An 18,355-nucleotide genomic window follows, 5' to 3' on the forward strand; every position below is an offset into this window, starting at 1 on the left:
TCGGCGCGGCGCAGCTGTCCTCGTCGGCGCGGTGAGTCTCTGCGCAGCGGGCTTCATGACGGGACCGTCGGCGGGTGCAGATCCCAACGACGAGATCCCGATTCCGGGTCCGCCGTCCGACAGTTCGTTGATCAAGCCCTTTCCTGTCATCGTCCCGACACCCTCGAACTGGGCGCCGAAATTCCCGTTTCCCTATGACCAGACGAAAGACAAGGTCACCCCTGCCGACATTGCGGCCATGAGTGATATGTGCCAGTGGTACAACGCCCAGTACGCCACGCTGCGCGCGCAGATCGCACGACTGCAGACCAATCGAATCGGTCCGGATGGCAACGACTTCGACTACAGCAGAGACAACATTGCGCAGCAGGTGGACATCGTGACAGGAAACATCGGCCAGGCCCTCGACTTCCTGACACCACGCGTCCAGGCTCTTACCCAGGCGCAGAATCCTTTCGGCGACAACTATTTCCCCATCTACAAGGGCGAGGCCTTCTACAAACTGTGGGAGCAGCTGTCCAATGTGAACGCCGGGATACTGGCGCATCAACCAGATTGGTTCACCGCACCGTCGGTACAGAAGGCCCAGCGCTGGGGCAGTGACATCTACCGATCGCGCGTGTGTGAACAGTGACCAATGACTTACGAGGTGGGCTGTCATGAAGAGTGCGCAGGCCAAGCCCGGGGGCCAGTGCCCGAATACACGTCGATCGTGGACTCGGATACACACTCGGTGCGAAACATGGCTGATGGCAGTAGCGTTGACAGCTTTCAGCGTCTCCATGGCGCCGTCGGCGGCCGCGGATTCCACTGATCTGCTGCGCGCGGCAGTCGCGGCGGCGCGGCCGGCGGCATGTCCCGTGCGGTCTGACCCGGTGATCGACCAGGCGGCGGACGAAATCAACAAGACAACCGACAGATGGATCAACAACACGGCTCGGGCTGTCCCGGAAACCAATGCGTTGCCGATACTGAAAGAGCTTGGTTACGGCGGGTCCAAGGCGTCGATACTGTCAGGTGCTTCGACGTCGGCCACCAATGCGATCAAGGCCACGCTGATTCAGGGCTTTCAGCTGCTCCCAGACTGCTCGTACAAGGATTACGGCGTGAGCACCTTGTACAACGCCAAAAAGGACATGATCCTGACAACCGTTGTACTGGCAGCTTGAGTGGACATCTCGATCACAACCAACTTTCGACGTTCATCGTTCACAGTGGGAGGAAGCCAGGTGAATCGGATTCGATCGGCGACGGTGTCGGTGACCGTGGTGTTGGCCGGTCTGCTGTGCCAGCCAGTGGCGCACGCGGAGGATACGGTCACCTACGACATCTTCTCGGATACAGTCGGCGAGCTGGCCGGCGTCGAATATCGCGACACGTCGGGTAAGCATCTTCTGGAGGGCGTGCCGCTGCCGTGGAGTCTCACGGTACCTGTGGTCGATGCCACCAGCCCAACGGCCGACGGCGCTGAACTGCGGGCTGATTGGCGCCCCAACTTTCGCACCGCCGCGACCGTCGCGCGCGTATTGCAGGGGCATTTCGTGACGGTGCGCATCACGAAGGGGAACGACGTCCTCTGTGAGAGCATTCTCGACTTGGGAAATGCCACCTGCTACGGCAGCGTGCCGCACACACCGGAGAACGAGTCGTCGCCAGGGAACCTGCCATGATCCGCCGGAAGCGTGACAACTGTCGACGAGTTGTTCACTGGCTCAGTGCGTTTGCATGGTCAAGTGCCCTCACGCTGGTGTGCGCGCCGCCCGTGCTCGCGGAACCCAACGGTGGATCTCCAGCAAGCCCGTACCCCGCGACCTACTTCATCCTCGATTACTACGACAAGGTCGAGTACGACGACTACTTCACCAGTAGTGCAGGAGGCGTGTGGTTTTCGACACCGCTGGGATTGAACTGCGGCATTTGGGACCGCGGTAGCTTCGGATGTTCCGGAGATATCCGCGGCGCTCCTCCCGGTACGACGAACATCGGCTGGGTCAACGGAAATGTCGTCACACGCTACGACTGGTTGCTGGGAGTTCAGTTCCCCTCGGGGCGTGCCGAACGTGAACTGGCACCGCGCAGCTATATCGAATACAACGGGACTCGGTGCGCAACCATGGCCGATGCGAGTACCTACTGCGCGCGCGGCCCGTTCAGATTCTTCGTGACGCCGACGCGCACGTGGTTGAGCCCCCCGTGACGCACATGACGAATCGACGAAGTGGAATGCGCATGCGAACCTCTGCTGCACTGTTCGGCTGCATCGCAGCAATGATGCTTGCGCTGTCGGCATCACCGGTCGCACAGGCAGATGACGCCGACGTCATTCGCCAAGCGCACGACATCGGCATCGCGAACAGCGATGTCAATATCATCAGCGCGGGTCGATCGGTCTGTTACGTGCTGCGGTTGGGCAACCGGCCCCCGGATGAGATCAGCGGCAAGATCGCGCGGACGTTCGTCATCAGCCAGGATCAGGCCCGCCAATTCTCGCTGGTGTCTGCGAACGAGTGGTGCCCGCAATGGAGTGGGTTGTTCGTCGACTGAGCTGAGATGTGCGGTCTGTGCTCGTCGCCAGTCGCGGCGAGTAGGCGGATCACCTTTCAAGCCCGTGTACGCCGGACTGCAGCTGACCGAATCACGAGCCAAGCACACGAGGGCGCGGTAACTGTTGCGCCAATGAGGAGGAGACCACGTGGGTGTCGCTATCGACGTAACTGGACTGAGTAAGTCGTTCGGGTCGTCGAAGATTTGGGAAGACGTCACGCTGAAGGTTCCCGAGGGTGAGGTCAGTGTGTTGCTGGGCCCGTCGGGTACCGGTAAGTCGGTGTTCTTGAAGTCGTTGATCGGTCTGTTGCGTCCGGAGAAGGGTTCGATCGTCATCGATGGGACCAATATCTTGGAGTGCTCTGCCAAGGAGCTCTACGAGATCCGGACCTTGTTCGGTGTGCTGTTCCAGGATGGTGCGCTGTTCGGGTCGATGAACATTTATGACAACACGGCGTTCCCGTTGCGGGAGCACACCAAGAAGTCCGAGTCCGATATCCGCAAGATCGTGATGGAGAAGCTCGAACTGGTGGGTATGCCCAATGATGGGCATAAGTTCCCCGGTGAGATCTCCGGCGGTATGCGCAAGCGTGCCGGTTTGGCGCGGGCGTTGGTGTTGGACCCGCAGATCATCTTGTGTGATGAGCCGGACTCGGGTCTGGATCCGGTGCGTACGGAACCTGTCAACCTGAATGAGGCACCGTTGCGCGGTATTTACTGAGCGTCCTCCTGTGGATGGTCGGGTGGGTTGATCCACGAGCTGGTGGGGAGCTTCGGTGGTTCGGGCGGCTTGCGGACGAACCGTTCCGGGCGTGCGGCGTAGGCGGCGTCGAGTACGCCGGCACGCTTGTCGCGGATTGCCTCGGCCAGGCCGTAGTGGACGTCGGCGGGGGTATGAAGGGCCAGCCCGGTGTGGCGATGTTCATCGTTGTACCAACCGAAGAAGCCCTGGCAGTGCAATCGAGCTTCCTCGATCGAGCCGAACCGGCCGGGGAAGTCGGGCCGATACTTCAATGTCTTGAACTGGGACTCGCTGAACGGGTTGTCGTTGGAGACGTGCGGTCGCGAATGTGACTGGGTGACACCGAGATCGGCGAGCAAGAACGCAACCGGCTTGCTGGTCATGGAACTGCCGCGGTCGGCATGGATGGTCAGCTGGTCACGGTTGACCTCTTGCTTGGCGCAGGTCTGGCGGATCAGCACCTCGGCCAGCGCGGCCGATTCGCGGCTGGCGACCATCCAGCCAACGACGTAGCGGGAGAAGATGTCCAAGATTACGTACAGGTAGTAGTAGGTCCACTTCGCTGGGCCGCGCAATTTCGTAATGTCCCACGACCACACCGCATTTGGGCGGTTGGCGACGAGTTCGGGTTTCACTTTCGCCGGGTGGGTGGCCTGCCGGCGGCGCTCATGCACCTCGCCGGCTTCGCGCAGCAGCCGGTAGAACGTCGACTCCGAGCCCAGGTAGACGCCTTCATCGAGCAGGATGGCCCACACCTCAGCCGGTGCCAGGTCAACGAACCGGTCGCTGTGCAGCACGTCGAGGATCACCTGCTGCTCGGCGGCACTCAGCGCACGCGGTTGCCGCCGCTCACGGTGCGCTATGGGCTCTGGCCGCTGCGGTACCGGACTGTGCCGGTGGCGTCGGTAGTAGCTGGCCTGCGCGGCACCAACGGCTTCGCAGGCGGCCCGCACGCCCAGCTGCGGCGCCAGCTCCATGATGGCTTGATCGGTCATCGTGTCGACCTCGGATCGATGTCCGCGCTCTCGGAGAGCGTCTCCAAGAGCGCGTGCAGTTTTGCCTGCACATCCACCACGGCGCGGGTCTTCGCCAGCTCCTGCTCCAGTCGCTGCTTTTCTGCTTGCAGGCGGGCGATCTGCTCGGCCTGCCGATCACGGCGCTTGCGCCCACGTGGGGCGGCCAGCCCCGCCAACGCGCCGACATCGCGGGCTTTGCGCCATTCGGTGATGTGGCTGGAATACAGCCCCTCACGGCGCAGCACCGCGCCCTTCTCGCCGTCGGGTGCTGCGTCGTAGGCAGCGAGGACCTCCAGCTTGTACTTCGCGGTGAAGGTCCGCCGCCTGGCGCGTTCGGGCACCTCGGGATCGGGACGTTGCGTTGCATCGTTAACCACCCGACCAGGATCTTCCATCCCGGCCGAGCGGACCAACGTCGTCACCTTGCTTGTCATTTCGGGGAGTCTCTCCATCCCCGCCCTCGGGTCACTAATTATCAGGGGGCGGGTGCCTCAACCCAGGTTGGCAGAGAGGGGTACGGCGTATCTGTCGCAGTTGTTGATCGATATCAATGCCCAGATCGATGCGACGGTGCTGATCGTGACGCACAACATCAATATTGCGCGGACGGTGCCGGACAACATCGGGATGTTGTTCCGCAAGCATTTGGTGATGTTCGGTCCGCGTGAGGTGTTGTTGACCTCGGAGGAGCCGGTGGTCAAGCAGTTCCTCAATGGTCGTCGGATTGGTCCGATCGGTATGTCGGAGGAGAAGGACGAGGCGACCGCGGCGGCTGAGCAGGCGATGATGGATGCCGGTCAGAGCGATGGTGGTGTCGAGGAGATCGAGGGTGTGCCGCCGCAGCTCATTGCGACGCCGGGGATGCCTGAGCGTAAGGGTGTGGCGCGTCGTCAGGCTCGGGTGCGCGAGATCCTGCACACCCTGCCGCCGGCCGCCCAGGCCGCAATCCTCGACGACCTGGACGGCACCCACAAGTACAGGGTGCGCGACTTCGCCGACGAGGCGACGGTGGATTTTCCAGCGACCCGGTGAGTTCTGATCCGAGCGTGCCGATTCGGCAGTGAGAGGAGTGTCAGCGGTGTATGTCAGCCCATCGCAAGAGTGTTCACTTGCGTGGTCCCTCGCTGAACCGTTGTCCCCGCATCTGTCCCGTGAGGACAGCGCTCAGGCATTCGCGCTGATTTAGATCCGTGTTGGACTTAACCGCCGCGGGGGAGTGCCGGAGGCGGCTTACTCCCGGCTGAACACCAGCCACGGGAAGCGGGCGACGACTGCGCGTGCCACACCAGTGAACTCGGCGGTGCGCTTCTCCAGAAACGAGGCCACGCCCTCGGTCATGTCCTCGGTACCGAAGCCATAGGAGATCGTCTGCTTGTCGATCGAGAAGGCCGCCTCTGGATTGCCGCGAGCGGCCATGGCGACAAGCCCCCGCCGAATCACCGCCGCGGATACCGGTGCGATGTTGGCGCAGATGTCTTGTGCGAGAGCATCGGCGGCCGGCCAGAGTTCCTCGGGCGGGTGCACACCGGTGATCGGGCCGGCCGCCAGCGCTTCGCGGGCATCGAAGACCCGCCCGCTGATCATCCAGTCCTTGGCCTTCGCGAGTCCGACCAGGTGCGGCAGGAACCACAACGACCCGCCCTCGGGGAACAGCCCGCGGCGAGCGAAGACGAAGCCGAAGCGCGCATCGTCGGAGGCGAGGCGGAAGTCTGCCGGCAGCGTCATCGACAGGCCAACTCCGACCGCTGCTCCCTGGATGGCTGCGATGACCGGCTTGTTGAGATTGGTCAGGGGTCGCGCGACCCTGGTGGCGGGCTCATCCCAGTCAGGATCGTCCGAGTCTCCCACCGTCGGTTCCCCATCGGTCATGTCCATGCCCACACAGAAGTGTTCTCCGGCGGCACGGAGGATCACGACTCGGACCGAATCGTCGCGGTCGGCTGCGAGCAAGGCGGCGTTCAGTTCGTCCGCCATGGTGAGGGTGAATGCATTCCGGGCTTCCGGCCGGTTCAGCGTGACGGTGGCGATCCGATGTGACACCTCATAGATGATGGTGGTGAATTCCATGGAGCAGAACCTCCGTTGATCGACGAATCTGATGCCGAGAAGGGAAGGGCGTCGCGGTCCGCGGAGGGAACGATCCCGTCACCAGTGCGCCGGCGGGATATCCGCCGGCGTCATGAAACCTAACTAAAATAGATTATAGGAAGGCATTGGCGAGGGTGTGCTTCGGGTCCTTTGTGAGCCGGTGGTGCGTGGACCGGTGAGGTGGTGGCTCAGGCGTGCGCTTGTTGGGCGGCCGACGCGGCTCCGACGGGTGCGAATGCGGGTAACACGAATTCCCGCAACATCTTTCGGTGAACGGGATCGTCTGGTTTGGCGAAGTCGAGCCGACCGACGAGGATGAACTGGACCAGCGCAATCCATTCGGCGACGGCGGCCATATCCAAGCCCGTGCGTATCTCGCCACGGTCGACGGCCTGCTGGAAGATGGGTGCCCACATCTCTGCGGTGAGACGGGTCGCCAGGTCACTGCCGCCGACGATGGGCGTGGTCAGTTCCATGTGCTCTGGACTCACCAGGACGCGGACGATGGGATCCTTGCGGCCGTGATCGACCATGTACACCAGACCTTCGATCAACTGGTCGGCGAAGGTGTCATGGCTGAGGATGAACTCGTAGGCTCGGGCGAAGAGCAGCCGTGACCGGCGTTCGATGAGCGCACCCAGCAGGGCGTCACGATCCCCGAAATACCGGTAGACGGTGGGCCGTGAAACACCGGCCTCTTTGCCGATGTCGTCCATCGTGGTCTTGTGCACACCGAAACGAACGATCACCCGCTCGGCAGCGGTGAGGATCTGTTGACGTGCTTCATCGACGTCAGCGCTCAGGCCGGTGCCGCTCCTGCGGCGAGCCATGTCATCTCTCCTGTCGCTAACCCCAGGTGTCGCGCACTTGCTGTCACAGCGCGACGTGTTCTGTCAGCCGTATTGCCTACAGCTGACAGAACAGCGGCCGCTACTGAAGCAGTGTTACGACTGCGGGGTGAACGTGATGGGCATCCGCTTGCATCCGCGGACCTGCGTCGCATGGAACTCCGGCCGGTCCGCATCGACCAGCTGGTAGTCCGGAATGCGGCGGTGCAGTTCCTCCAACGCGATGACAAGCTCGACCCGGCCCAGATGTGAGCCCAGGCAGCGGTGCACTCCGGCGCCGAAGGACAGGTGCCGGTTAGGCCGACGTTCGATGTCCAGTTCGTCCGGATTCCCGAATTCCTTTGTGTCCCAGTTGGCCGCGCACAGCGGTGTGATCAACTGATCGTCCTTGCTGATCTGGACACCGCCGATGACGACGTCGCGGGTGGCTCGGCGACCCGGGATGACTGCGGCCTCCATTCGCAGGATCTCCTCCACAGCCTGAGGGATCAAAGCCGGATCGGCGATCAGCGCAGCACGCTGTTCGGGATTCTTGGTCAGGTGCACGATGGACCATGCCAGCGATCCCTGTACGGTGTGGAGCCCACCCATCAACAACAGGAAGAACATCCGGAACAGTTCTTCGTCGGTGAGTAGGCGGGTGCCGTCAGGGAGTTCGACCTCGGTGTTGATCAACGTAGTCGTGACGTCATCGCCGGACTTTCCTCGGCGTTCGGCGATGACCCCGCTGAAGTAGCCGGCCACCGTCAGCGATGCGGCCATGATGGCTTGCTGTGACTCTTCCTCGGTTCCGCCCGGCTTGCCGAACAGGATCGCGTCGGTTGCCTCGGAGAACAGGGCCGCGTCCTCTAGCGGCCAGTCCATCAGCGCCAGAAAGACCCGCGCGGGCAGCTCGTGGGCGAACTCGGAGATGAACTCGGCCTCTCCCTTCGGCGCCATCTGATCGATCAGATCGTTGACGACGCTGCGGATGTCGTCGCCGAGCTTTCTCATCCGTTGCGGGCTGAACAGCGGCTGTAGCACTCGACGGTAGGACGTGTGATCCGGTGGATCGAGCTCCAACGGTATGAACTTGCCGAAATCGGCCGGCGTCAGCAGATTGTTCGGGTAGCTGGAGAAGGTATCGGCATCGGCCAACACCTGGTGGATCTCCTTGTAGTGCGTGACGATCCAATGACCGCCGTGCGCAGTGGAATACACCACGGGACCTTTGGCTGCCAACTCCGCGATCTTCTCGCGCATGACATCGATCGGTGCTGCCAACGTGGGATCATAGACGTCGAAGTCCACGATGAGCTCGGCCGGAACACTGGTTGCTGCTGTGGTCATCAGGGCTGTCCTTCGCGGTGTTCTAGGAAATGGGCTGCGGGTTGAGGTCTTCGTCGAACCACATGCCGACACGCGTGAGGGTGCCCCCGTCGGTGGCTCCGATGGTCGCACCGGAGATGTAAGCCGAATCGTCGCTGACCAGGAACAGCGCCACCTTCGCGTTGTCGTCCAGCGAAGGAGGCCGCTGCAGCTTGAGCGGGATGGGGGATACCGTCGGATTCCACGGGCCCGCGACCTCTTCGTAGGATTGTCCCACCACCGGTGTTCCCGGTGGCATCAGGAAGTTCGGCGACATACCGTGCGTCGGGGCCAGGGCATTGACCCGAATTCCCCAGCGGCCCAAGTCAAGAGCCAAGCCACGGACGAGACCGTTGACGCCGGCCTTGGTCGCCGAGTACAGCGCGATGTTGTGGTAGGCGACCATCGACGCTGCCGAAGACGTGGCGAGGATGGTGCCGCCGCCGTTGGCCTTCAGGTGAGGCACAGCGGCCTGCGCCGTGTATACGACGCCGGACAGGTTGACGCCGAGGACGTGCTGCCAATCGGATTCGGTGAGGTCTTCGAAGGCTACGAACTCGCCGCCCGCCACCGAGGGGACACCGCCGCGGGACACCACACCGGCGTTGGCCCAGGCGATGTCGAGCTTGCCGAAGTGATCGACGGTTTCCCTTACCGCCGTGTCGATCTCGCTCTTCGACGCCACGTCGGCGGTGAGTGCGATCGCGTCGCCGCCGGCCTCCGAGACCAGCTTCAACGTTTGCTCGGCACGATCGCCATCGATATCGACGATGGCGATCTTTGCGCCCTCTGCGCTGAACAAGAGTGAGCTCTGCCGGCCCAGGCCGGATCCGGCCCCGGTGATCAACACGACTTTGCCGTCTAGCTTCATGACCCTCCTCTGGGTTTACCCCGCCCAAGGGGCGGTATGCAGTGCAATTCGCAACTTGGCGGCACTGTGACGTGCAACACCTGCTGGAGAAACCTTACGCCGATAGGTATGAGACGTCAATCAAAAAGTGTCAGACGATAATTTACGGGTGTTTACCCACGTAATGCGGATATTCGGCGCGTGAACCGGAAGCCCGCTTATCCCCATCGCGCGACCGCGTCCACCGAGCCAGTCGGCCCATTGGGGGTCGGTACCCGCGACGGCGGCCCGCGTCGCAATCGTCGACCTGTGCGGGCTTCGGTGCTGTCGCGAGCAGGCGGGCGTGACGGCGCCGAGGTGCTGTCCGGCGGTCGACCGCGAATTAGCTGAAGGTGGCGGCGCAGATTGGGAGGCGGACACGTCGACGGGGTGGGGTGGTTCGGTGCTCAGGGCGGCGTTGCGTGGTGGTGGCGGCTAATCTCGTGCTGATCGCGCTGGGCGAATTGCGATACATCACGTACCATTCGGTGTCGATAATACTAATGACATTAGATTTATATAGCTGTCGGTGGGGCGTGGTGTATGTGCGCACCCACTCCCACAGTTCATGGCGATCAGATCGGCTGAAGGGGAATACCAATGCTGTCGGAATCGGGGTCGGTGCTCGATCTGTTCCGTCTCAACGGCGCGGTAGCGATTGTCACCGGTGCAGGAAGCGGGCTGGGCGCCGGCTTTGCCGAAGCCCTTGCCCAAGCCGGCGCCGACGTGGTGATCGCGGGCAGGCGCCGCCCACAGCTCGAGGCCACCGCGGAGAAGGTTCGCCACGCTGGGGGTGCCTGCCTGGCAGTGCCGACCGATGTGACGGCACCCGACGCCTGTGCTGCGCTCGTCGATGCGGCGGTGGCGGAGTTCGGCCACGTCGATGTCCTGATCAACAATGCCGGAATGTCGCACGTTGCGCCCGCGACCGCGGAGCGGCCCGAGGATTTCCGCGCGGTGCTTGATGTGAACCTGAACGGGGCGTACTGGATGGCGCAGGCCGGTGCCCGGGTGATGGGACGCGGTTCGAGCATCATCAACGTGTCCAGCATGCTGGGGTTGGTGAAATCCACACTGCCCCAGGCGGCGTATGCGGCGAGCAAGGCCGGATTGATCGGGCTGACACGTGATCTGGCCAATCAGTGGTCGGCGCGAAAGGGAATCAGGGTGAATGCCATCGCACCCGGTTTTGTCGAGACCGACATGATCAGTGAGATGTCCGAGGATACGCTGGCGGGATTTCTGGCCACCTGTCCGCTCGGACGCGTGGCCACTCAGCAGGAGATCGACACTGCAGTGGTGTTCTTGGCCTCCCGCGCCTCCAGTTACATCACCGGATCGACGCTCGCGGTCGATGGAGGTACTTCCGGCCACTGACCCGACAGATGTGCCCGGGTGGCCGGGGGAGACGGGCTTAGCCTCGATCCACCGACTGACCTCGGTGACGGGAGTCGTTTCTCGTTGATGCCGATGTTCGGGATGCGGGCATGAGGTGGCCCCGCTGGTCTGGCCAGCTTTTCCTGTGTGCTCCGGTCGGGCCTGTTTGGCAGTTGATCAGGGGATCGCGCGTTGTGGTGGGCTGTGTCCGATGATGCTGCGCCACAGGGCAAGCCAGGCCTTCGACCAGGGCCAGCGGCTAGGTAGGTGCAGGGCTGGTCGGCGCTGTGGACGGGCCAGTCGGGCTGGCACGTTGACGATGCGGCGGCGCAGCGTCGATCCCCGCGCTCGGCCGTGACGTTCTCCGGCGAGGACTCCGGCGGCGCGCAGCAGGTTGTGGGCGATCGCCGCGCACAGCACCCAGGCGGAGTTCGCGCCGAACCGGCCCGACGGGATGTGCGCCAACGCTCCGTCGATCAGATCGGCGAACACGGTCTCGATGATCGCGTGCTGGCGGTGGGTGACGTCGGCCTCGGTGACCGGCAGGTCGGTGTTGGTCAGGAACGGGTGATACCGCCACACCGGGAACAGCGCGTCGGGGTAGCGGGCGTCTTTGACGCGGCGCACGACCAGGCGGGCGGTGATCGCATCGGGGGTGGATGCGAATGCGGTGTAGGGGATTTCGGCGACTTCGGCATCGGAGATCCAGGCCCCCGTATCGGGATCTTGGACCGCTCCGGGGTAGGACACCGGTGTCCACGCGTCGTCGTCGATGGCGGCCAACGCGCGGTCGATGGCCGGGTTGCGGGTCATCACCAGCGAGAACTGGGCGCCTGCGCGGACACACGCGGCGACCACCTTGCGGTTGCCGTAGGCCGAGTCGCCGCGGACCAGGATCTTCCCGCTGGCACCGGCGGCGCGGGCGGTGCTGATGGCTTGGGCGACCATCCGTGCGGCACCCTTGCCCGAGTTGGCCTTTCCGGCGCGGAGCCGCATCCCGGCGATCACCGGAGCCGAGGACGCGGTGCTGATCGTGGTGGCGAGCGGGGACAGTCCCTTGCGCAGGATCTGCTTGCCGGCGATCTTGGTGTGCCCGTAGGAGGCGCCTTGTTTGGCGTGGCCGTAGACCGGGCGCAGCAACGAGTCGATGTCGATGAACACCCGTTGTTCGGCGGCGTTGGGGAGCAGGTCGACCCGGCCGCACAACGCCACCAGGTGCTCGCGCAGCACCGACTCCAACTGGCGGGCGTGACCGAAGGTGAACTCCCGCAGCAACGTTCCCACCGTCGACGGTGCGTACACGCCGTCGAAGAGCGACTTCATCCCGCCGCTGCGCAGGATGTCGACGTCATCGATGCAGTCCGCACCGGCAACCATGCCTGCGACCACGGTGGCCAGCTTCGGTGCCGGGTTCGCCGACCCGGACTTTATCCGCGGCGCGCTGATGTGGACCTTCTCGCCGAGCAAGCGCGAAAGCCCGGTCTGCTCGGCCAACGTCATCACCGCAACCACACCGGCACACGACACGAGATTGCCATCGTCGAACACCGCTGAATCCGAGGCGAACCTATGCGAAACTTGCACCGGAAGTGCCTTTCCGAACTGGACCGATTGATGCGTGAGAACACCAATCATCCCAGCCCAGAGGGCACTTTCCTCATTCCGACACCCCTATACAACCAGGTCAGTCGGTGGAACGAGGCTTAGGCTTCACATCTCCCCCGGAGGACCCTTCACCGGGCGCGTGGGAACCGTTCTGCCACATCCCGATACTCGGCGCGAATGGTGCGTTTGTCGAGTTTCCCGCTGGGCAGACGCGGTAATGGCTCGTCCCGCAGCACCACATACCGCGGCACCTTGTAGTCGGACAGCAGCGCCTCGCAGTGCTGGATCACCACCGCTTCGTCACCGACCGTTCCGGTGATGATCGCGGCAGGCGTCTCGCCGAACCGTGCATCGGCAGCGGCGATGACCGCCACTTCGGCCACCCCGTCCAAGGTGGCGATGGCCGACTCCAACTCGACGGGAGAGATGTTGATACCCCCGGAGATGATGAGGTCCTTCAGCCTGTCGACGAAGCTGATCCGGCCCGCTTCGTCGCAGGTGCCGAGGTCGCCGCTGTGCAACCATCCGTCGTGGATGGCGGCCGCGGTCTCCTCCGGTGCCTCCCAGTACCCGGGCGTCACGCCGGGGCCGCGGACCACCAATTCGCCCAATTCACCCGGTCCCAGCAGCGCACCGTCGGTGCCCATCACCCGCACCTCGGTGAAGATGGATCCCATTCCGCAGGAGCCCGGATGCTCGAGTGCCTCGTGGGGCAGCGTCGCCGTGGCCACCCCGCCAGACTCCGTCATTCCGTAGATCTGGCGCAGCAGAACCCCTTTGGCCGCCCAGCGGCCCAACAGTTCGACGGGTACCGCTGCACCGCCGATGATCGCGGTCTGCAACGAACCCAGATCGGCTTCGGCGAATTCCGGAGCTTTCGACAGTGCCTCGAAGATCAGTGGAACACCGAAGAGGACACGCGCACGGTGCTGTTCGATGAGGTTAACCGCACGGGACGGGTTGAGTTCGGGTTCGACGATGAGGGTTCCGCCGAGAATGGTGGTGACCAGCACGCCGTAGACCAACCCCGGTGTGAAGGCCAGCGGCAGCACCAGGAGCGCGACCGTGCCCGGACTGAATCCGTCCTGGGTGAGCGTGTTCTCCAGTACGATGCCGAGCAGCGTTGCGCTGGTGAGGATCACGCCTTTCGACAGGCCGGTCGACCCGCTGGTGAAGATCACCGCGATGGGTTCTTCCGGTGCCCGATCGATCTTGAAATCGTCCGGGGCTCCATCCCGCTCGGCGTCCACGATGCCGAAGTCCAGAACAGCGAAGTCCCGACCACCGGCGCGGGCCTCTTCCGCTGTCGGCAGGTGTGCCGGGCTGGACACGATGAGACTCAGTCCGGAGTCATCGGCGATCTTGCGAATCTCGGCTGCTTTGAGCCGGGCGTTCAGCGGTACCAGCACCGCGCCGGACTTGACGATCGCCAGCGCCGCCACCGGCCACTCCAGCGAGTTCGAACCCAGCAGTCCGACCCGATCGCCGGGCTTGACGCCTTCGTCGGTGAGCCGCCGCGCCAGCCTGCTCGACCAGTCATGCAGCTCCCGGTACGTCAACCGGTCCTCTGCCACGATGAGAGCGGTGTGTTCGCCCTTGGTTCTGGCCCACCAGTTGAGGGCTGAACCGACCGTCGCTGCCATCTTTCTCCTCGCTCCAGGAATACCGGTGTCAGACCGTCGCCGGCGACCCGAACAATGTCGAACTGACCAATGGTGCCATCGGACCGCCGATCAACAGGGAGACCTCAGCACCGTCCACCGGATTGGGAGAGCCGCCCCGAATCTGCCGCACGGCTTCGACCACGAGACCGATGCCGTGGACGAACCCCTCCGCGATGTTGCCGCCTGCGGTGTTGATCGGGAGTCCGCCGGTGCCCACCGTGAGGTTCTCCAAGGTGAGGAAGTCACCCGCAGCCGGCCCGGCCGGACTCAATCCGTGGTCGATGATCGCGGCGACGGCCGGCCCGGTGAAGTTCTCGTAGACCTGCGCCACGTCGACTTCCTTCGGTCCGATACCGGCACCCGACCACAGCCGCTGAACCAGCGCCGGATGAAAGCCCGCAGTGGTGTAGTTCTTCTCGTTCTCCACCGACTCGGTCCAGCCGGCGGCAGCACCTTGCACCCCGGACAGGATGTAGGCAGGCACCCCGAGGTAGTCGGCCGCGCGCTCGGCGCTGACCACCAGTACAGCAGCCGCGCCGTCGTTCTCCCTGGAACAGTCGAACAGATGCAGGGGTTCGGATATCCACCGACTGTTGTCGTAGCGCTCGTGATCGACGGTGTTCCCGTAGCCCACTGCTTCGGGATTGTTGCGCGCATGGTGGTAGCCGGCCAGTGAGACCGCCTCCAACGCCGACCGCGGCACCCCATCGACCTCGAGCAGCCGCTGGGTACGCAGGGCGCACACCTGGGCAGGCGCGAGCACGCCGTGCGCGGCATAGAGCGATCCGAGATGGCCTTTGGCGAAGGCACGACGGCCATCGGTGGTCTCGGACAGGCCCCGGTACACCGCGACGCACTCGGCCTGCCCGCTGTGCACTGCCGCCGCGGCACAGTTGATCGCCGCGGCGATACCGCCGCCTCCGCCACCCCACACCTCCGTGGACCACCGGACCTCGTGAACCCCGAGCGCCGCGCCGATGGCCATGCCTTCGCTGGAATCCCCGCCGTAGGAGACGAATCCGTCCACGGTGCGGGGGTCGGCACCGGCATCCTCGCAGGCGCGCAAAATGGCTTGGAGGACAAGCTGTGGTGAGGTGAGCGGGCTGGTCCCACGCTTGTAGTAACCGGTGCTGCCGACGCCGACCACGGCTGTGGATCCGCGGAACCCGCTCACTTCGTCTCACTTTCGAGGTGCCAACGCAACAACGGCCAGTGCTCTTCGTCCGGGGGCGCCTCGATGGTGCCACGCACGGGTGCACCGATGACGGGGGTGATGCCGTCGGCATCTGCGAGGACGCCGACCACGCGTGATCCGCCTGCGCCGCGCAACTCCACCAGGACCACCACATACGGCAGATGCCCGGTGCTCTCGGGGGTGAACGGCTGCCAGGTCCGGGTCCAGGAGTAGACCGTGCCGGTCGGTTCCACCGCTTCCCATCGGGTGTCGAAGGAATGGCAGGACGGGCAGATCGGGCGCGGTGACCAGATCCAGGTCCGGCACGTGCCGCACCGCTGGATTCGCAGCACACCGTCGCGCAGGCCGTCCCAGTGTGGCTGGTCGGAACCGTCCTCGGCCGAGCCGGTGATGTCCATCCACGGCGCAGTGGCCGGAATATTGCGGACGCTGAAGACCCGCCAGCTGCCGTCTTCGAACCGCAACCAACGGCTGCGCAGCTCGAACCATTCGTCATCGAGTTTGGTGTACCGGATGACGGCGTCGTAGCGACCGTTTCCGACATCGGAAATACTGCGCACCTCAGCACCTTTGAGCCGGTTGGGCACATCAGCTGAGGCGATCAGCTGCCCGATCCGGTCGGGCATGAAATCCGCCAGAACGGAGCGGTTGTCACCGGCGGCCACGGCCTTGCCGTGGGCCTCTACGGTATCGGCCAGATCGGGCGGAAGTGTCTGGACGTCGACTGTCATGCGTGGCCTCCGAGTTGTAGAAGCACATCGGTGCGGTCATGTTGAAAGTTGGCCAGGCGGCACGCGTTGACCAGGCCTGAATCGTCGGAGTCGACGTGGATGATCAGCCCGGTACGGCCCGCCTCGTGTGCGATCGCCGCGGCACCGTTGAGCAGCTGCTTACGATGGCGCGCATCGGCGTTGGGTGCGCTGGCCACGGACCGGACCGTGGCGCAGGCGCCAAACTCCTCGGACGACACGGGCGCGAGGTCGAGGGCGACCGCGCCGATGACCCGTCCGCCCTCGCGTAGAGCGTGACACGCCGCGGTCGCCGGGAAGCCGGACGCCCATCCGAGGTCCTCAAGAGCCGAGACCGAGGTGGGTTCCAGCACGGGTGCACTGGTGGCGTCTTCGAACGAATCGGTGGCGCGGATGAGCTTCCACACGCGCCGTGTCCGCGGGATCAGGAATCGATTGCTGATACGGCCGGTGGCGGGGTGGTTACCCTGCGCCCACGCGGTCAGTGTGTGCACACCGGTGCCCAGCCAGCCGCCGGGTGCCGAGGTGTCCAGGCCGACGCGCTCCAGTAACAGGGTCACGATGCCGATGGACCGCAGATCGGGGTCGACGACGAGGAATGCCTCGCCGAAGCCATTGCCCGAAGAGGTGATTCGCAGCAGCGCGGCGATACGTTCGGGCCGGTCCCGTTCACCGAGCGCGGTGGCGTAGGGAAGCATCCAGACCAGCAGGTGGCGACTCAACGAATCCGGTTGTGCCATGGCGTATTCGACATCGCGGAAGTCGATGGTGGTGTACTCGGGTTCGGCATCGTACTCGGCGGCTCGATGCAGCAGGTCCGCGAGTTCGGTCGACTCAGCCTCACTGAGGCTGTTCCGCCATTCGTATTTGATCATCGGGTCAGGATTCGCCGATACCTTCGGCGACGAGCTTCTTTGTTTCGCGGCGGAACACCTGGTTGGCGGCCTCGTTGCGGCCCAACAGCATATCGCCGGCATCGGCGCTGGCCATACCGCGCTGAGAATTGCGCAGCAGGGGGAAGTCCTCGTTGTGCAGCACCGCGAGGAGGATCTCCCAGTTTTTGTCCCAGACTTTGTTCCAGTGCTCTTCGGTCATTCCCGACTTCTCCACCGAAGGCACCATCAGGCGCTGCTCCATACGAGACCGGGTCGGGTCCTGGGGGTGTGGACGGAAGGTCAGCAACTGGAAGTGGTCGGGCTGGCGCAGCAGGGTGCTGTTGGGTAGTAGGAAGTGCGTCTCGGTGACGTAGCGATCGAGCGGCCGGTCTCCGGGATCCTCCTCCAACCACCGGTCGATCGACTTGCGCGGCGCGATGAAGCGGCAGTGCCTGCCGAAGTCTTCGAACGCCATCACGTTGGTGTGAATGATCTTGCCCGCGGTGTTCGGGTGGGCGTACTGGATGTGGTAGCCGTCCAGGAACGCATCCTGCATGATCTTCCAGTTCGTGGGTTCGTCGAAACCGGCCGACCGTACACATTCCAGCTCGTCAAGGCGGTAGCCCGCCAGGATGGTGTCCATCTCCGGGCCCAGCCAGTCGGCGACGTCGATCGAGGCGTTCGCGTTGTCGACCAGCCAGACGAACCCGTGCCGTTCCTCGCACGGCAACTCGATGAGTCCGTGCTCTTTGTGGTCGATCTCGCCGAAAGTGTTGTCCCTGGTCACCATTCGCAGCGATCCGTCGGGATTGTACGACCAGCGGTGGTACTGGCACGAGAAGAACCGGCAGCGTCCCTTTTCGTTCTCTTCCAGAAGGGCGCCGCGGTGCCGGCACAGGTTGACGAACGCCTTGATCCCGCCGTCCTTCTGGCGGACGACGATGACGTTGTTCCGGGGCATCTGGACGGTGAGGAAGTCGTAAGGCTTCGCCAATTCGGTACTGTGCGCCACGATCGACGGCACCTTGCCGAAGATGTGGTCTCGCTCCTGCTGGGCCAGCACCGGGTCGGTGAACTCGTGTGCGGCGAAATCGACGACGTCGTCGAGCTTGTCGGTCGTCTCGTTGCGTAGCAACTCCAGCGCCCGTCGGATGCGATCCTGCCGGGGAAGCGATGTTGTCATGATGTGCCTTTACTTCTCTGCGGTGAATGTGACCGGCGAGGGCGTGCACTGGCGGACCGGAGTGTCATGACCCTCCCTTTTTGGCTCGCCTCACGTCATCGGTGGCAATCGGTACTCGGCTTGTGGCCTGTGACCCCGTACCACCGGTGCAAAAAACCTTACGCCGATAGGTATGAGACGTCAATCAAGAAGTGTCGTATGACGCTTTCGTTGATCTCTATTGCCTGCTCAGG

17 protein-coding genes and 2 pseudogenes are annotated in these 18,355 nt (G+C 63.9%); 8 read left to right on the plus strand and 11 right to left on the minus strand.

Annotated elements, in window-relative coordinates:
* The first annotated feature begins 55 nt into the window (after positions 1–55).
* The 6 genes and pseudogenes from FHU31_RS07300 to FHU31_RS07325 form a co-directional block, all read left to right on the plus strand.
* Entirely contained in the window at positions 56–634 is a 579-nt protein-coding gene (locus tag FHU31_RS07300; RefSeq protein ID WP_234901154.1) for a hypothetical protein, read from the plus strand.
* A 115-nt stretch (positions 635–749) separates the two neighbouring features.
* Positions 750–1,169 carry a hypothetical protein gene (locus tag FHU31_RS07305; protein WP_167157040.1) on the plus strand — a complete coding sequence of 140 codons (420 nt, stop codon included), beginning with the start codon at positions 750–752 and terminating at the stop codon, positions 1,167–1,169.
* Entirely contained in the window at positions 1,170–1,670 is a 501-nt protein-coding gene (locus FHU31_RS07310) for a hypothetical protein (protein WP_263987739.1), read from the plus strand. It begins immediately after the preceding gene.
* Entirely contained in the window at positions 1,667–2,197 is a 531-nt protein-coding gene (locus FHU31_RS07315) for a hypothetical protein (protein WP_167157042.1), read from the plus strand. The genes FHU31_RS07310 and FHU31_RS07315 overlap by 4 nt, the downstream gene beginning before the upstream one ends.
* 5 nt (positions 2,198–2,202) lie before the next feature.
* Complete coding sequence (locus FHU31_RS07320) at positions 2,203–2,544, plus strand: DUF732 domain-containing protein (RefSeq protein WP_234901326.1); 342 nt, start codon at positions 2,203–2,205, stop codon at positions 2,542–2,544.
* 148 nt (positions 2,545–2,692) lie between these two features.
* Positions 2,693–3,220, plus strand: a pseudogene (locus FHU31_RS07325) (ABC transporter ATP-binding protein); the annotation flags it as partial.
* Positions 3,221–3,258: 38 nt separating this feature from the next.
* Here FHU31_RS07325 and FHU31_RS07330 read toward each other — a convergent pair.
* A protein-coding gene (locus FHU31_RS07330; RefSeq protein WP_234901327.1) for an IS3 family transposase occupies positions 3,259–4,697 on the minus strand; the annotation gives its coding sequence in 2 pieces (ribosomal slippage) (positions 3,259–4,331 and positions 4,331–4,697; 1,440 coding nt in all).
* Between the two features lie 121 nt (positions 4,698–4,818).
* Here FHU31_RS07330 and FHU31_RS07340 point away from each other — a divergent pair.
* Positions 4,819–5,334 (plus strand): annotated as a pseudogene (locus tag FHU31_RS07340) (ABC transporter ATP-binding protein); the annotation flags it as partial.
* 198 nt (positions 5,335–5,532) lie between these two features.
* Here the strand turns inward: FHU31_RS07340 and FHU31_RS07345 are convergent.
* From FHU31_RS07345 to FHU31_RS07360, 4 genes are all read right to left on the minus strand, one after another.
* A complete protein-coding gene (locus FHU31_RS07345; RefSeq protein ID WP_167157048.1) occupies positions 5,533–6,369 on the minus strand; it encodes an enoyl-CoA hydratase-related protein in 837 nt (278 codons plus the stop codon).
* Positions 6,370–6,578: 209 nt separating this feature from the next.
* A complete protein-coding gene (locus FHU31_RS07350; protein WP_167157049.1) occupies positions 6,579–7,220 on the minus strand; it encodes a TetR/AcrR family transcriptional regulator in 642 nt (213 codons plus the stop codon).
* A 114-nt stretch (positions 7,221–7,334) separates the two neighbouring features.
* A complete protein-coding gene (locus FHU31_RS07355; protein ID WP_167157051.1) occupies positions 7,335–8,567 on the minus strand; it encodes a cytochrome P450 in 1,233 nt (410 codons plus the stop codon).
* A gap of 22 nt (positions 8,568–8,589) precedes the next feature.
* A complete protein-coding gene (locus FHU31_RS07360) occupies positions 8,590–9,456 on the minus strand; it encodes an SDR family NAD(P)-dependent oxidoreductase (RefSeq protein WP_167157053.1) in 867 nt (288 codons plus the stop codon).
* A gap of 618 nt (positions 9,457–10,074) precedes the next feature.
* On the opposite strand from FHU31_RS07360, the gene FHU31_RS07365 reads away from it, so the two are divergent.
* The gene (locus FHU31_RS07365; protein ID WP_167157055.1) at positions 10,075–10,851 is read left to right on the plus strand and encodes an SDR family NAD(P)-dependent oxidoreductase; all 777 of its coding nucleotides are present in this window, start codon (positions 10,075–10,077) and stop codon (positions 10,849–10,851) included.
* 177 nt (positions 10,852–11,028) lie between these two features.
* Here FHU31_RS07365 and FHU31_RS07370 read toward each other — a convergent pair whose 3' ends face one another.
* The 6 genes from FHU31_RS07370 to FHU31_RS07395 all read right to left on the minus strand — a co-directional run bounded on the left by FHU31_RS07370 (position 11,029) and on the right by FHU31_RS07395 (position 18,122).
* Complete coding sequence (locus FHU31_RS07370) at positions 11,029–12,435, minus strand: IS1380 family transposase (RefSeq protein ID WP_167155782.1); 1,407 nt, start codon at positions 12,433–12,435, stop codon at positions 11,029–11,031.
* A gap of 149 nt (positions 12,436–12,584) precedes the next feature.
* Positions 12,585–14,099, minus strand: a complete 1,515-nt coding sequence (locus tag FHU31_RS07375; protein WP_167157057.1) for a class I adenylate-forming enzyme family protein — start codon at positions 14,097–14,099, stop codon at positions 12,585–12,587.
* Between the two features lie 28 nt (positions 14,100–14,127).
* Positions 14,128–15,294, minus strand: a complete 1,167-nt coding sequence (locus FHU31_RS07380; protein WP_167157059.1) for a thiolase C-terminal domain-containing protein — start codon at positions 15,292–15,294, stop codon at positions 14,128–14,130.
* Positions 15,291–16,046 carry a Zn-ribbon domain-containing OB-fold protein gene (locus FHU31_RS32015; protein WP_167157061.1) on the minus strand — a complete coding sequence of 252 codons (756 nt, stop codon included), beginning with the start codon at positions 16,044–16,046 and terminating at the stop codon, positions 15,291–15,293. Before FHU31_RS32015 ends, FHU31_RS07380 begins: the two co-directional genes overlap by 4 nt.
* The gene (locus FHU31_RS07390) at positions 16,043–16,939 is read right to left on the minus strand and encodes a hypothetical protein (protein ID WP_167157063.1); all 897 of its coding nucleotides are present in this window, start codon (positions 16,937–16,939) and stop codon (positions 16,043–16,045) included. The genes FHU31_RS32015 and FHU31_RS07390 overlap by 4 nt, the downstream gene beginning before the upstream one ends.
* Positions 16,940–16,943: 4 nt before the next feature.
* Positions 16,944–18,122, minus strand: coding sequence for an aromatic ring-hydroxylating oxygenase subunit alpha (locus FHU31_RS07395; protein WP_167157065.1), 1,179 nt, complete (start codon positions 18,120–18,122; stop codon positions 16,944–16,946).
* Positions 18,123–18,355 lie beyond the last annotated feature (233 nt).

This window comes from Mycolicibacterium fluoranthenivorans (genome assembly GCF_011758805.1).
GTDB classification, from domain to species: domain Bacteria; phylum Actinomycetota; class Actinomycetes; order Mycobacteriales; family Mycobacteriaceae; genus Mycobacterium; species Mycobacterium fluoranthenivorans.